This is a genomic window from Thiomonas sp. OC7, from assembly GCF_900634595.1.
Lineage (GTDB): Bacteria > Pseudomonadota > Gammaproteobacteria > Burkholderiales > Burkholderiaceae_C > Thiomonas > Thiomonas arsenitoxydans.
In genome coordinates this window covers 1,272,677-1,285,828 of record NZ_LR131953.1, presented here as the reverse complement: position 1 = coordinate 1,285,828, position 13,152 = coordinate 1,272,677, and the positions used below count along the sequence as shown (strand labels likewise).

Annotated in this window: 17 protein-coding genes; 14 read left to right on the top strand and 3 right to left on the bottom strand. The window is 61.1% G+C overall.

Going from position 1 to position 13,152, the window contains the following annotated elements; genetic code table 11:
• The first annotated feature begins 67 nt into the window (after positions 1–67).
• On the top strand, positions 68–844 hold the full coding sequence (locus BIO17B3_RS06155) for an enoyl-CoA hydratase (protein ID WP_156053442.1): 777 nt from the start codon (positions 68–70) through the stop codon (positions 842–844).
• A gap of 2 nt (positions 845–846) precedes the next feature.
• Here the strand turns inward: BIO17B3_RS06155 and trmL are convergent, their stop codons facing one another.
• Together trmL and BIO17B3_RS06145 are read right to left on the bottom strand one after the other, a co-directional pair.
• Positions 847–1,317 carry a tRNA (uridine(34)/cytosine(34)/5-carboxymethylaminomethyluridine(34)-2'-O)-methyltransferase TrmL gene (trmL, locus tag BIO17B3_RS06150; protein WP_156053441.1) on the bottom strand — a complete coding sequence of 157 codons (471 nt, stop codon included), beginning with the start codon at positions 1,315–1,317 and terminating at the stop codon, positions 847–849.
• Between the two features lie 29 nt (positions 1,318–1,346).
• Entirely contained in the window at positions 1,347–2,066 is a 720-nt protein-coding gene (locus tag BIO17B3_RS06145) for a ComF family protein (RefSeq protein WP_156053440.1), read from the bottom strand.
• 61 nt (positions 2,067–2,127) lie between these two features.
• Here BIO17B3_RS06145 and BIO17B3_RS06140 point away from each other — a divergent pair, with 61 nt between their 5' ends.
• From BIO17B3_RS06140 to BIO17B3_RS06115, 7 genes are all read left to right on the top strand, one after another.
• The gene (locus BIO17B3_RS06140; protein ID WP_232054200.1) at positions 2,128–3,072 is read left to right on the top strand and encodes a methyltransferase domain-containing protein; all 945 of its coding nucleotides are present in this window, start codon (positions 2,128–2,130) and stop codon (positions 3,070–3,072) included.
• Positions 3,073–3,271: 199 nt separating this feature from the next.
• Positions 3,272–3,829 carry a DUF2244 domain-containing protein gene (locus tag BIO17B3_RS06135; RefSeq protein WP_232054199.1) on the top strand — a complete coding sequence of 186 codons (558 nt, stop codon included), beginning with the start codon at positions 3,272–3,274 and terminating at the stop codon, positions 3,827–3,829.
• A 40-nt stretch (positions 3,830–3,869) separates the two neighbouring features.
• A complete protein-coding gene (gene coxB / locus BIO17B3_RS06130; protein WP_156053439.1) occupies positions 3,870–4,736 on the top strand; it encodes a cytochrome c oxidase subunit II in 867 nt (288 codons plus the stop codon).
• Between the two features lie 89 nt (positions 4,737–4,825).
• On the top strand, positions 4,826–6,457 hold the full coding sequence (ctaD, locus tag BIO17B3_RS06125) for a cytochrome c oxidase subunit I (protein WP_013106873.1): 1,632 nt from the start codon (positions 4,826–4,828) through the stop codon (positions 6,455–6,457).
• Positions 6,458–6,465: 8 nt separating this feature from the next.
• Positions 6,466–6,591, top strand: a complete 126-nt coding sequence (locus BIO17B3_RS19355; protein WP_013124088.1) for a hypothetical protein — start codon at positions 6,466–6,468, stop codon at positions 6,589–6,591.
• A 64-nt stretch (positions 6,592–6,655) separates the two neighbouring features.
• Positions 6,656–6,868 (top strand): DUF2970 domain-containing protein, encoded by a 213-nt coding sequence (locus tag BIO17B3_RS06120; RefSeq protein WP_013106872.1) that lies wholly within the window; start codon positions 6,656–6,658, stop codon positions 6,866–6,868.
• A gap of 11 nt (positions 6,869–6,879) precedes the next feature.
• The gene (locus BIO17B3_RS06115; RefSeq protein WP_013106871.1) at positions 6,880–7,740 is read left to right on the top strand and encodes a cytochrome c oxidase subunit 3; all 861 of its coding nucleotides are present in this window, start codon (positions 6,880–6,882) and stop codon (positions 7,738–7,740) included.
• A 52-nt stretch (positions 7,741–7,792) separates the two neighbouring features.
• On the opposite strand, the gene BIO17B3_RS06110 is transcribed toward BIO17B3_RS06115, so the two are convergent.
• Positions 7,793–7,996, bottom strand: a complete 204-nt coding sequence (locus BIO17B3_RS06110; RefSeq protein WP_013106870.1) for a twin transmembrane helix small protein — start codon at positions 7,994–7,996, stop codon at positions 7,793–7,795.
• 17 nt (positions 7,997–8,013) lie between these two features.
• On the opposite strand from BIO17B3_RS06110, the gene BIO17B3_RS06105 reads away from it, so the two are divergent.
• The 6 genes from BIO17B3_RS06105 (at position 8,014) to gluQRS (ending at position 13,152) form a co-directional block, all read left to right on the top strand.
• Complete coding sequence (locus tag BIO17B3_RS06105; RefSeq protein WP_232054357.1) at positions 8,014–8,811, top strand: SURF1 family protein; 798 nt, start codon at positions 8,014–8,016, stop codon at positions 8,809–8,811.
• A 64-nt stretch (positions 8,812–8,875) separates the two neighbouring features.
• On the top strand, positions 8,876–9,526 hold the full coding sequence (locus tag BIO17B3_RS06100) for a hypothetical protein (protein WP_232054198.1): 651 nt from the start codon (positions 8,876–8,878) through the stop codon (positions 9,524–9,526).
• Entirely contained in the window at positions 9,523–10,686 is a 1,164-nt protein-coding gene (locus BIO17B3_RS06095) for a heme A synthase (RefSeq protein WP_013124086.1), read from the top strand. Before BIO17B3_RS06100 ends, BIO17B3_RS06095 begins: the two co-directional genes overlap by 4 nt.
• Positions 10,687–10,707: 21 nt before the next feature.
• Positions 10,708–11,616 (top strand): heme o synthase, encoded by a 909-nt coding sequence (gene cyoE, locus BIO17B3_RS06090; RefSeq protein ID WP_013106866.1) that lies wholly within the window; start codon positions 10,708–10,710, stop codon positions 11,614–11,616.
• A gap of 11 nt (positions 11,617–11,627) precedes the next feature.
• Complete coding sequence (locus tag BIO17B3_RS06085; RefSeq protein WP_013124085.1) at positions 11,628–12,242, top strand: SCO family protein; 615 nt, start codon at positions 11,628–11,630, stop codon at positions 12,240–12,242.
• Positions 12,243–12,267: 25 nt separating this feature from the next.
• The gene (gene gluQRS / locus BIO17B3_RS06080; RefSeq protein ID WP_156053437.1) at positions 12,268–13,152 is read left to right on the top strand and encodes a tRNA glutamyl-Q(34) synthetase GluQRS; all 885 of its coding nucleotides are present in this window, start codon (positions 12,268–12,270) and stop codon (positions 13,150–13,152) included.

Below are 13,152 nucleotides of genomic sequence, written 5' to 3'. Positions count from 1 at the left end.
GCCGTTTGCAGCCCTTCGGCCAAGGCCCGGGCTGACGCGCCCGGGTTTTTAATTGGGAGACAACATCATGAGTCAGGTGCTGGTGGAATTGCGCAGCAGGGTGCTGCACATCGTGTTCAATCGCCCCGAAAAAAAGAATGCGCTGACCCTGGCGATGTACGAGGCGGCCAACGAGGCCTTCGAACGCGCTGCGACCGACGCGGATGTCAAGGCGGTGCTGATCGCAGGCGAAGGCGGCAGCTTCACCGCGGGCAACGATCTGCAGGACTTTCTCTCCGCACCGCCGCAGGGTGAGGAGGCGCCGGTGCTGCAGTTTTTGCGCCATCTCGCCGGGTTGGACAAACCGCTGGTCGCAGCCGCCCAAGGCTTTGCCGTCGGCGTGGGCACGACGCTGCTGATGCATTGCGATCTGGTCTATGCCGCCGATGACGCGCAGTTCGTGCTGCCCTTCGTGCATTTGGGTCTGTGCCCCGAGGCGGCGTCCAGCCTGCTGCTGCCGCAGATTGCGGGGTACCAGCGCGCGGCCGAAAAGCTCTTGCTGGGCGAACCGTTCGACGCTGCCGAGGCCTTGAGCATGGGCCTGGTCAACCGCGTGCTGCCTATCGAAAATCTGCGTGAATTTGCCGTAGCGCAGGCCGAAAAATTCTCTCGTCTGCCTGCGCCCTCGGTGCGGGCGACCAAGCGCCTGCTCAAAGGCCTGGGCGATCAGGGGCCGCAGGCCGTGCTGGCGCGTATGCGCTCGGAGGAGGCGGTGTTTCAGGCGCTACTCGGCGCACCGGCTGCGCGCGAGGCGATGATGGCGTTTTTGCAAAAGCGCAAGCCCGACTTCTCGTCCATCACCTGAGTTTAAATTCCACCGGCATAGCCGTTCTGCCGCCAGGCTTCGAACACGGCGACAGCGACCGAGTTCGACAGATTGAGACTGCGCTGGCCTTCGCGCATGGGCAGTCGCAGCCGTTGCGTCGGGGCGAATTGCTCGCGCACCGCATCGGACAGGCCGCGGGTTTCGGCGCCGAAGACAAAACAATCGCCCGGCTCGAAGCGCACGGAGCCGATCAATCGACTGCCGCGCGTAGTGAAAGCGAACAGGCGCTCGGGGCGCGGCTGCAGCGTTCGCATCAACGCGTCCCAACTGGCGTGCGTTTGCAGCGTGGCGTATTCGTGATAGTCGAGTCCGGCGCGGCGGAGCTGTTTGTCATCCAGCGAAAAACCCAGCGGTTCAACCAGGTGCAGGGTGCAGCCGGTATTGGCGCACAGGCGGATGACGTTGCCGGTGTTGGGCGGAATTTCGGGCTCGACAAGAACGATGTGGAACATGGGTCGCAGGGCGGAAGATCAGCGGAAGATCAGGGGGTGGAATCGCGGGGAGTGCGCAAGGCGATGGCGACCCAGACCGCAGCGGCGCCCTGGCGCAGCAGCACCCGGGTGGCTTCATGCAGCGTGGCGCCGGAGGTCATCACATCGTCCACCAGCAGCAGAGTCTGGCCGTCCCAGCGGGTATCGCAGGCGTAGGCGCCGCGGATGTTGCGGCTGCGCGCGTCCAGCGGCAGGCTGCTTTGCGCGGCGCTATGCCGCAGCCGCTGCAGCGCGTAGGCATCGCCAGGGCGGTTCAGCGTGGCAGCGATGCGCCGCGCCATTTCCCACGCGGGGTTGAAGCCGCGCTCCAGCAAGCGCTCGCGCGAAAGCGGTATGGGCAGAATGTGGTCGGGCAGCGGCATGTCGGCTTGCGCCCAGCTCGCACCGAGCAGGTCGCCAAACCAGCGGCCCAGCGCGGGTTCTGCGCCGAACTTCATGCGCAGAATGAACTGATCGTTGGGAAATCGATAGTCGCCCAGCGCCAGGGCGCCCGTCCACCGCGGGGGATGCAGCAGACACTGGCCGCAGACCTGCCCCTCTTGCGCTACCGCCACCGCACAGCGCGGGCAGCGTGGGCCCAGGGGCAAGTCTTCATGCAGGCAATCGTCGCACAGCGGCTGACTGCTGCGCGCGTCGCAATGGGCGCAGCGACCGGGCCAGAGCGCAGACCAGCGCGAGGCAGGCAAAATAGGACGCTCAAGTGCGGACATCGCCGCACTATATCGCCCGCGCCAGCGGTGTCGCCGCCTTCGTCGCAGTCCCTTGAATGAGATGATGGATCGCCCCGATCAATTCCTTGCCGCACAACAACAGGCCCGCTGGCTGGCGGCTGCGGCCTGCGCGCGTGATCGCCTGGCGCGCTGGCCCGCGCCCTACATCTGGCAGGAAGCCGCGCGCCGCATGGCCGAACGTCTGCCTTTGCTGCGGGCGCAGGCGCAGCGCGTGCTCGACGCGGGCTGTGCCTGGGGCGATGGGCTCGACTTGCTGCAAAAGCAGTATCCCGCCGCGTTGATTCTGGGCTACGAGCCCTCGCCCCTGCTGGCGCAACTGGCCTCGAAGCGGTTTGCTCGTGCGGGTCTGGCGCGCTGGTTCGGGCGGCCCAGCCGGGTGCAGGTGCAGGCGGTGGATGCGGCAGACCCCGAATATCCCGCGCAGGCCGACGTGCTGTGGTCCAACCTTTATCTCGATTGGCACCATGACCGCATGCGGGTGCTCGAAGCCTGGCGGCGGCAGCTTCAGCCTGAGGGCGCGCTGTTTTTCACCACCTTCGGGCCCGACACGCTCAAGGAGCTTGGCGAGGTGTGCCGCACCCTCGGCCATTCCTCGCAGCCCATGGCGTTCACCGACATGCACGACCTGGGCGACGAACTGGTGCAGGCCGGATTTGCCGACCCGGTAATGGATATGGAGATGGTGCGAATGACCTGGCCGTCGGCGCAGGCGGCGCTGATTGAGCTGCGCGCACTCGGCGCCGTGCCTCACGCCGCGCATGCGCGAGGCCTACGCACCCCACGGGCCTGGCAGGCTTTGGTCGATGCCCTGAACGCCACAGCGCAGGCGGATGGTCGCATCACCCTGTCTTTCGAACTGGTCTATGGACACGCTTTCCGTCCGCGCACCGAGCGGGCACGGGCTGGAGAGGCCACTTTCGGCGTTGAACAATTGCGCAACACTGCGCGTCAACCCGGATTGCCGACCCGTACCCATCGGGGCTAAAACTGCGGCAAATCGTCGCGGTGGATGGCGGTTACATAGATGGATCAAAATGTAACGCGTCCATCTTGATCTCACGCAAAATCAGATCAACTGATGCCTTGATTTTCGATGCGTCATTCTGTCGCACCTATAATCGCCCACTCATATAGACCCGTCATGGCTCGGCTCAGATGCCGGGTTGTGACCCCGATTGACGCAAATGCACCACGCTGATCTTCCGCAAAGCGCATCCAACCTCCCGCCGCAGGATGTTCCTGCAGCCGAGGCTGGGGTGGCGCATGAGCTGGCGTGCGACCAAGCGCCCTATCGGGAGTCGGGTGATGGCTGGATGCGCGACTGGGTGTTCCGCCGCAACTGTTCCATGTCACCGCGACAACTGATCGTGTTTTACGCCTCGCTGTGCGTGGTGTCGCTGATCGTGGCGTCCATCGCGTGGGATGTGGGCGGTTCGCTGGTGCTGCCGTTCACCGGTATCGAACTGGGTTCGGTGGCGCTGGCGCTGGTGGTGTATGGGCGTCATGCCACGGACCGCGAACGAGTGCGCCTATCGGCGCAGCAGTTGCAGGTCGAGTGGGAAAACGCGGGTGTGGTGCAGTCGGTCAGCTTCAATCCGCAATGGGTGCGGGTGTCGCTGCCGGATAGTGGGCTGATCGAAGTGTCTTCGGCTGGTCGCACGGTTTACATCGGCCGGTATTCGCGCCCCGAGCGGCGCGCCGTGCTGGCAAAAGATTTGAGGGCCGCGTTACGGGCCCTTTGAAGTGTTTTAGGGACGAGACCAATTCTTAGAGTGGGGCGACATGAAAGCAATACATCAAATCCGTCTGACCACCGCAGCATCGCTGCTGGGTGTCATGGGCGCGGCCCATGCCGCAGTGGAAAGTCTGCCGGGTGGGCCGCAGGTGCTGGGGCTGTATTTCCAGAACCCGGTTTCGCCCATTGCCAAGCAGGAAAAATTCCTGATGGACATGATGCTCTGGGTCTGCCTGGGGATCGGTATCGTGGTTTTCGGGGCGATGTTCTATTCGGTTTACAAGCACCGCAAATCCAAGGGCGCCGTAGCGGCCCACTTCCATGAAAGCACCAAGGTCGAGATTGCCTGGACGATCATCCCCATTCTGATCGTGATTGCCATCCTGATTCCGGCGACCCGTACCGTGATCGCGCAGGAAAACCATAGCGACTCCTTCATGACCGTCAAAGCGACTGGCGCGCAGTGGAAGTGGGGCTACGACTACATGGCCGGTCCGGGCAAGGGCATTTCCTTCTGGTCCACGCTGACTACGCCTTATTCGGAAATCTACGAAGGCAAGGATCTGCCCAGCAACTTCGTGCTGGCCGTCGATCACGAACTGGTCGTGCCGGTGGACAAGAAGATCAAGATCGTCACCACCTCGGATGATGTGCTGCACGGTTTCTACGTCAACTCGCTGGGTGTGCAGATGGATGCGATTCCCGGCTTCGTCCGTTCGACCTGGTTCACCGCCGAAAAAACCGGCACCTACTACGGTCAGTGCGCCCAGATCTGCGGCAAGTACCACGCCTTCATGCCCATCGTGATCAAGGTGGTGACCCTGCCCGAGTACGAGCAATGGGTCGCGCAGTGGAAAAAAGCCCATCCCGACAGCACCCCTCCGGCCGACGGCGCGGCGCCCAGCAAGACCTGAGCAGGTGTGATGAGAGACAAACCATAAAAAGTAGTCGAGCTTAGAACGAAGTATCAACATTTTCTGGATTGGCAGGAAAGGAAAGCACTATGAGCGCAGTCATCGATCACGCACCGCCATCGGCTCACGCCGGTGATCATGCCCACGAACATCCGCACGGCTGGCGCCGTTGGCTGATGTCCACCAACCACAAAGACATCGGCACGATGTATCTGCTGTTTGCCTTGTGGATGCTGTTCGAGGGCGGCATTCTGGCCCTAGCGATTCGCACCGAGTTGTGGAAACCGTATGTCTGGCTGCTGAACCCTGAGTTGTTCAACGCCTTCGGCACCATGCACGGCATCATGATGATCTTCGGTTCGGTCATGCCCGCGCTGGTGGGCTTTGCCAACTGGATGATTCCGCTGCAGATCGGCGCGCCCGACATGGCCTTCCCGCGGCTGAACAACCTCAGCTTCTGGCTGCTGATTCCCGCAGGCATTCTGCTGACGGCCTCGTTCTTCGTGCCAGGCGGCGCCCCGGGTGTGGGCTGGACGCTGTATGCCCCGCTCACCCTGCAGCAAGGTATGGGCATGGATCTGGTGATTTTCGCCATCCACCTCATGGGCGCTTCGTCGATCATGGGCTCGATCAACATCATCGTGACCATTCTCAATCTGCGCGCCCCCGGCATGACGCTGATGAAAATGCCGCTGTTCGTCTGGACCTGGCTGATCACCGCCTACCTGCTGCTGGCCATCATGCCGGTGCTGGCTGGCGCCGTCACCATGACCCTGACTGACCGCCACTTCGGCACCAGCTTCTTCAGTGCCACCGGCGGCGGTGACCCGGTGCTCTATCAGCATCTGTTCTGGTTCTTCGGCCACCCCGAGGTGTACGTGATGATTCTGCCGGTCTTCGGTATTGTCAGCTCCGTCATCCCGGCCTTCGCCCGCAAGCGCCTGTTCGGCTACAGCTCGATGGTGTATGCCTCGGCCTCCATCGCCATTCTGTCCTTCCTGGTCTGGGCGCACCACATGTTCACCGCGGGCATGCCCACGACCGGACAGTTGTTCTTCATGTACGCCACCATGCTGATCGCCGTTCCCACGGGCGTGAAGGTGTTCAACTGGGTGGCCACCATGTGGCGCGGTTCCATGACGTTTGAAACTCCCATGCTGTTCGCCGTGGGCTTCATCTTCGTGTTCACCCTGGGCGGTTTCACTGGCTTGATGCTGGCCATGGTGCCCATCGACACGCAGGTGCACAACACCTACTTCGTGATCGCGCACTTCCATTACGTGCTGGTCGCAGGTTCGCTGTTCGGTATCTTCATGGGCTTCTATTACTGGTCGCCCAAGTGGTCGGGTGTGATGTACAACGAAACCGCAGGCAAGATTCATTTCTGGACCTCGATGATCTCGTTCAACATCGCCTTCTTCCCGCAACACTTCCTGGGTCTGGCTGGCATGCCGCGTCGCTATGTGGCCTACCCGGTGCAGTTCACCGACTTCAACCAGATCTCCACCATCGGCGCCTGGCTGTTCGGTCTGTCACAGGCTTACTTCCTGTTCGCAGTGGTGATTCCGGTGTTGCGCGGCAAGGGTGAAAAAGCCCCTCAACGTCCCTGGGAAGGTGCGGAAGGTCTGGAATGGGAAGTTCCCTCCCCGGCGCCGTTCCACACTTATGAAACCCCTCCCAAGCTGAATGCCGATGCCACCCGTGTGCTGGGTTATAACTGAGATCAGATATGAGTAATCGCCAACTTCCCCCGGAAAAACGCCGCCAGAATTTCAAAACGGCAATGATTATGGTCAGTATTGCCTTGGCGATTTACTTCGGTTATCTGATCAAGGCACAGGTTCTCGGTTTTTGACGAACGAGAGCGATAGGCCATCAGTACTGGTGCTGTCGCTCTCTTTTCATCAAGGAAATATGCGTTGAGCTCACCTTCTCAGCCTTCTTTCCTGCGCGCATTGGTTGCCGTACTCTGGTCTTTTGCCGGAATACGCAAATCGAGTGAGCGAAGTAAAGATTTTCAGAATGCAAAACCCGAGCACATCATTGCGGCAGGACTATTGGCTGCTTTGGTCTTTGTGGTCGGACTGATATTGATCGTTAATTTAGTGATTTCAAGCGCGGCGCGCACATAACAGGAGGCAATATGGCATCTACAACCCAGCCCCATGGCTATTTTCTGCCCGGGCCTTCCGCATATCCCCTGCTGACGGCGGCGGGTTTGCTGGCGATGGCGTTTGGCGCAGGGCTCTGGTTCAATGGCGTACAGCACATGGAGTGGCTGCTGCTGGCCGGTTTCCTCTGGCTGGTGTATGTCGTTTACCACTGGTTCGGTCAGGCGATCGGTGAGAGCGAGGGCGGCAAACATAGCCAGCGCGTCGATACCTCCTTTCGCTGGAGCATGGCCTGGTTCATCTTCTCCGAGGTGATGTTCTTCGCCTCGTTTTTTGGCGCGCTGTATTACTCACGCGAATTTTCTCTGCCGGATCTCTCGGCTCTGCACAGCAAGATTCTGTGGCCGAATTTCACGGGCACCTGGCCGTCCACCGGTCCGGGCGGCTTGATTCCGTCCTTGCATGAGGCGCTAGGCCCATGGCCTATTCCGACCATCAACACCGCACTGCTGCTGAGTTCTGGCGTTACGCTCACCATTTCTCACCATGCGCTGCGGGCATCGCATCGCGGTAAGGCTATTTTCTGGCTGTCACTGACGATTGCGCTTGGTGTGTTGTTCCTTTTCATGCAGGGCTATGAGTATCACCACGCTTACACCGTTGAGGGTGTGAAACTGACCTCAGGTATTTACGGTTCGACCTTTTTCATGCTGACCGGGTTTCACGGTTTCCACGTGTTTCTCGGTGCGACCATGTTGTCCGTAGTGCTGGTTCGCTTGATCAGGGGTAATTTCACCGCAGATCATCACTTCGCCTTCGAAGGCGCCGCCTGGTATTGGCACTTCGTCGACGTGGTCTGGTTGCTGCTGTACGTCTTGGTTTACTGGCTCTAAGCTCCACTCAGCAAAAAAATGCGCCGCACGTTGCGGCGCATTTTTGTTCGGGTTATTGCCCGACATCATGTGGGTGTATCCACCCCATCTTGTAGCTGATGATCAGAATCAAAAAAAGCAAGACCGAGAATCCCACCCGGAAAGTCAGTGCGTACACAGCGCGATTGCTTTTGCCCTTATCCTTCATCACAAAGAACAGGCCGGAAAACAGGCTGCCGATGATGAGCAGGAAGGCGATGGGGATCAGGATTTTCATGGTGCGGGCTTGTGCAGATGTCTAAACAGATTACCTCAGATTCCGGGATGCTGATGTCTGAGAAGGCCTTTGGCCCCAAAGAGTTGCTGATCATCATTTTGGGGCTGTTGGTGATCGGAGTGACAACGTCGCTCGGATTTTGGCAACTGGGCCGCGCGCACGAAAAAGAGGCGCTCAATTTGCAGATGGATCAGCGTGAAAAGGCGCATCCGCTGCAGATCGGTCAGGCCGAAGTTCGGCTCAGTCGCGATGTCTGGCGGCGCGCTGAAGCGCGTGGCGTGTTTGCCGAGCAGTGGACGATCTACCTGCAGAACCGACAGCAGAACGAGCAGGTGGGCTTCTGGGTGCTGACGCCGTTGAAACTCGCAGGCAGCGATACTTATTTGATGGTGCTGCGCGGTTGGGTGCCGCGAAATTTTCAGGCGATGGACTTGATCAAGCCCTATAAAACGCCTCAAGGATTGACAGTGATCGATGGACTTATTGCCCCGCCGCCATCAGAATGGTTTTCGTTTTTTGCCGAGCCGCCGGGCCAGGTCATACGCCAGAACGTCAATCTGCAGAAGTACGCGGACTTTCATCACATCAAGCTTCTGCCCTTCGTGTTGAGACAGTCAGGCGACCTGCACGATGGCCTTGGCAGGCAGTGGCCCGCAGCGAAAACCGGAGTCGGCACCAACTATGGCTATGCCGCGCAGTGGTTTGGCATGAGTGCCACGGGTGTGGTGTTACTGCTGTATTTTGTCTTTCAGCGTTTGCGCAAGACCAAGTCAAAGCGTGGCGCCGAAGGCCCGACTGCACCGCATGTGCTGTGACCGCACGTTCAGCCCTTAATTGACCGATTGATTGTTTCGACGCCTTTGACTTGATGCCCCGACCGTGAGCTCTCCCTTGACCTCCAGCCTGCCCCCCTCCGCCCAGCCGCCTGTGCGCAAACCGCGGTCGATGTTGACGCTGTGGCTGTTGTTCGCCATGGCGGCAGCGCCCATCGTGGCCGCGTTTTTTCTGTTTTACGTCGTCCATCCTGCGGGCAAGCCGCCTTACGGCAGTCTGGTCGAGCCGCAGCGCCCGATTCCCTTGAATCTGGGCCTTAAAACGCTGGACGGTCAACCCTACAACCTGAAGCGGCTCGAGGGCTACTGGCTGATGGTGATGGCAGCGCCGGGCGCCTGCGACAAAGAGTGCCAACAATCCTTGTTTTACATGCGGCAGATCCGCATCGCCCAGGGCGATAACCGCGACCAGGTCGTGCGCGTCTGGCTGGTGACGGACGATGCGCCGATCAACCCAGGCGTGTTGGAGCCGGCCGAAGGAACGTTGATCTTGCGCGGCAACCCGCAACAACTGGCCAGTTGGCTGCCTCACAAAGACGGCAGCTTGCAGGGGCCGACGTGGCTAGTCGATCCGTTCGGCCACCTGATGATGCAGTTTCCGGCCAACCCCGATCCCACCCGGATGCGGCGTGTGCTCGCCAAGCTGCTCTACAACAACGCCGGTATCAAGTTCAAGCATGTGGAGCCCGTCCAATGAGTGTCGCAAGCAATGCCATTTGGCAGTTTTCTCTGCACTGGGTGCAGGCGCTGGTGTGGGTGCTGGTGCTGGCCGGGGTGTTCTGGATGGGGCTGAAAATGCGCTGGTCCAAGCTCACAGCGGTACTGGTGTTTCTCACTCTCGATCTGGTGATGTTCGGCTCGTATGTGCGCCTGACCGACTCCGGCCTGGGCTGCCCCGACTGGCCCGGCTGTTATGCCAAGTTCACGCCGCTGCAGGCGCATGAGCAGATCGCGCAGGCGGTAGAAGAGCAAGGCGGCACCCAGGGCTATGTGAGCCCCTTCAAAGCCTGGGTGGAAATGATCCATCGCTACGCCGGCAGCATTATCGGCACGTTGATCATGGTGCTGCTGGCCCGGGCGATTTGGGCGAAAAAACATGGAGAAGACATCAAGCTCGGCTTGCCTATCGTGCTCTTTTTCTGGGTGGTCCTGCAAGGCCTGTTCGGTAAATGGACGGTGACCATGCAGTTGATTCCCCTGATCGTCACCCTGCATCTCATGGGGGGCGTCATCCTGCTGGCGCTACTGGCCTGGTTCTGGATGCGAAACCGGGCAGATTTGGTGAGCGTGAACGCCGGTACGCTCACGCGCGCTTTGCTGTGGATCGCGATGATCGCGGTCGGCATTCAGATTTTCCTCGGCGGCTGGACGAGTACCAACTACGCCGCTCTGGCCTGCAGCGGCTTTCCTACCTGCAATGGAAGTTTCGACCCCAATGCCAACTGGGCGCAGGGTTTCACGCTTTGGCGCCACCTAGGTCTGACCGGTGACGGCCAGCCGATCACCGAGGCCGCGCTGGTGGCCATTCAATGGGGGCACCGCCTGTTCGCCATCGTCGCCACCGCGGCGGTGTTTGCGGCCGTGGCGGCGCTCTGGCGATTTACAGCATTGCGCCGTCTGGCGATGTGGATTGCAATTGCCGTAGTGCTGCAAGTCGTTTTCGGCATCGTGCTGGTCACCGAGGGCCATCCCCTGATTGTTGCCGTGGCGCATAACGGCGGCTCAGCCGTTCTGATGCTGCTGCTCGTCATGGGGATTTACCGCGTCAGCGCCACCGCGCGTCAACAAGCGCCTTCGGAATCGCTCGGCTCGGCCTTCGTCAAAGTGACGCCGCCCCATCCCTTGCCGAAGCATTGAGGCCTGCTTCAGGAGACTCTCATGAATCATCAAGTTCTCAACAACACTCCCAGCCCCCTGCGAGTTGCGTCGCAGCTTTATGCGCTGACCAAGCCGCGCGTGGTGCAGCTGATCGTGTTTTGCGCGGTCATCGGCATGTTTCTCGCCGAGCCCACCCTGCCGGCTTGGCAGCCGGTGTTGTTCGGCACGCTGGGCATCTGGCTGGTGGCCAGCGCTGCAGCTGCGTTCAACTGCCTGGTTGAGCAGAAGATCGATGCGGTGATGCGCCGCACCGCCTGGCGGCCCTCGGCCAATGGTGAACTGAGCGCGCCGGTCATCATCACGTTTTCTGGGGTGCTGTGCGCCGCCGGCATGTGGCTGCTCTACACCCAGGTCAACCCGCTGACCATGTGGCTGACCTTCGGCACCTTCGTCGGCTATGCCGTGGTTTACACCATCTTTCTCAAACCGGCCACGCCGCAGAACATCGTCATTGGCGGCGCCTCGGGCGCCATGCCGCCGGTACTGGGCTGGGCGGCAGTGAGCGGCAACGTCTCGGTCGACGCCATGCTGCTGTTTCTCATCATCTTTCTGTGGACGCCGCCGCATTTCTGGGCGCTGGCGCTTTACCGGGTGGAAGATTACAAAAAGTCCGGACTGCCTATGCTGCCGGTCACGCATGGTTCCGAGTTCACCCGTACGCAGATTCTGCTCTACACCCTGCTGCTCAGCGCGGTGACGCTGCTGCCCTATGTGCTGGGCATGAGCGGCCTGATCTATTTGGCCAGCGCGGTGGTGCTCGACGGCATTTTTATCGCCTACGCCTGGGCGCTCAAGCGCGAGTACAGCGATTTGCTCTCGCGCAAGACTTTCCGCTATTCCATCCTGTACCTTTCGCTGCTCTTCGCCGCCTTGCTGGTGGACCATTACCTGCACTTCCATTTCGTCTGAACGCTCGTCTGATGCCCGCCCGCTTTTCTGCCGCACGCCGCTCGCTGGTTCTGTCTGCCGCTTTTGCGCCCCTTGCACCTTTGGTGCTGGCGGCCTGCAGCAAGCCCTATGTGTTTCACGGCGTGGACATCACCGGGGTGCCTTATGCCGACGGCTTTTCGCTGACCGACTTCAATGGCAAGACCCGCACCCTGGCTGACTTTGCCGGCAAGGTGGTGGTGATGTACTTCGGCTATACCCAATGCCCCGACATCTGCCCGGCATCGATGCAGGTGGTGGCGCAGGCCATGGACGATCTGGGCGAGAAAGCCCGCGATGTGCAGTTTCTGTTCGTTACCGTCGACCCCGAGCGTGACACGCCGGAAATCCTCAAGGCCTACGTCACTCATTTCAACCCGACTTTCCTGGCGCTTACCGGCACGCCCGCGCAGATCGCGCTAACGGCGAAAGACTTCAAGGTCTATTACAAAAAAGTGCCGGGCAAGACGCCGGGCAGCTACACCATGGATCACACCGCCGGGTTTTATGTGTTCGATCCCAAGGGCAAGATCCGGCTGTTCGAGCGCGAGGGCGTCTCGGCCAAAGATCTGGCACAGGACATCAACGCCCTGATTGAAGGGCATTGAGCCCGGGTCGCCAGTGTCCGCTGGCATGACGACATCCCTACAGATACAGACTTACGTCGGCCGGTTTGCGCCGTCACCTACCGGGCCGCTGCATGCGGGCTCTCTGGTCGCTGCGCTGGCCTCCTGGCTGGACGCGCGCGCGCATGGCGGGCTCTGGCTGGTGCGCGTGGAAGATGTGGACTTCACCCGCAACCAGCCCGGCGCCGCTGAGTGCATCCTGCAGCAACTTGCGGACTGCGGTCTGCAGCCCGATCAGCCGCCCGTTTGGCAATCGCAGCGCGAGGCGCTCTATCAGCAGGCGCTCGACCAACTCGTCACCTCCGGTCGGGCTTACCCCTGTGGCTGTTCCCGTGCGGACATTCTGGCGCTACTTGGCGCGCAGGGCCGCCTGCCGGCGCGCGGGCAAGAGGCGGTCTATCCCGGAACTTGCCGCGCAGGGCTGCACGGCCGCAGTCCGCGATCATGGCGCGTGCGTCTGCCTGACGATGCCGCGCAGCCCCTGCGCTGGAGCGACCGCCGCTTGGGCGCGCAGTCTCAGGTGCTTAGCCAGGAGGTGGGCGACTTTGTGCTCAAACGCGCCGACGGCGCCTGGGCCTATCAGCTCGCCGTGGTGGTGGACGATGCGGCGCAAGGCGTGACCGATGTGGTGCGCGGGGAAGACCTGGCCGCGTCAACCGCCCGGCAGATCGCCCTGCAGCGTCTGCTCGGGCTGCCGACGCCGCGCTATCTGCACACCCCGCTGGTGCGAGATGCGCAGGGAGAAAAACTCTCCAAGCACCAGGGCGCGGCAGCCTTCGTGGGCGGGGCGCAGAGCGTGCAGGAGGCGCTCGGTGTACTGGGGCTGGACGTTCGTTCCAACACCCTGCCCGAACTGCTGGCGCAGGCGGTGCAGGCGTGGCGCGACAAATAG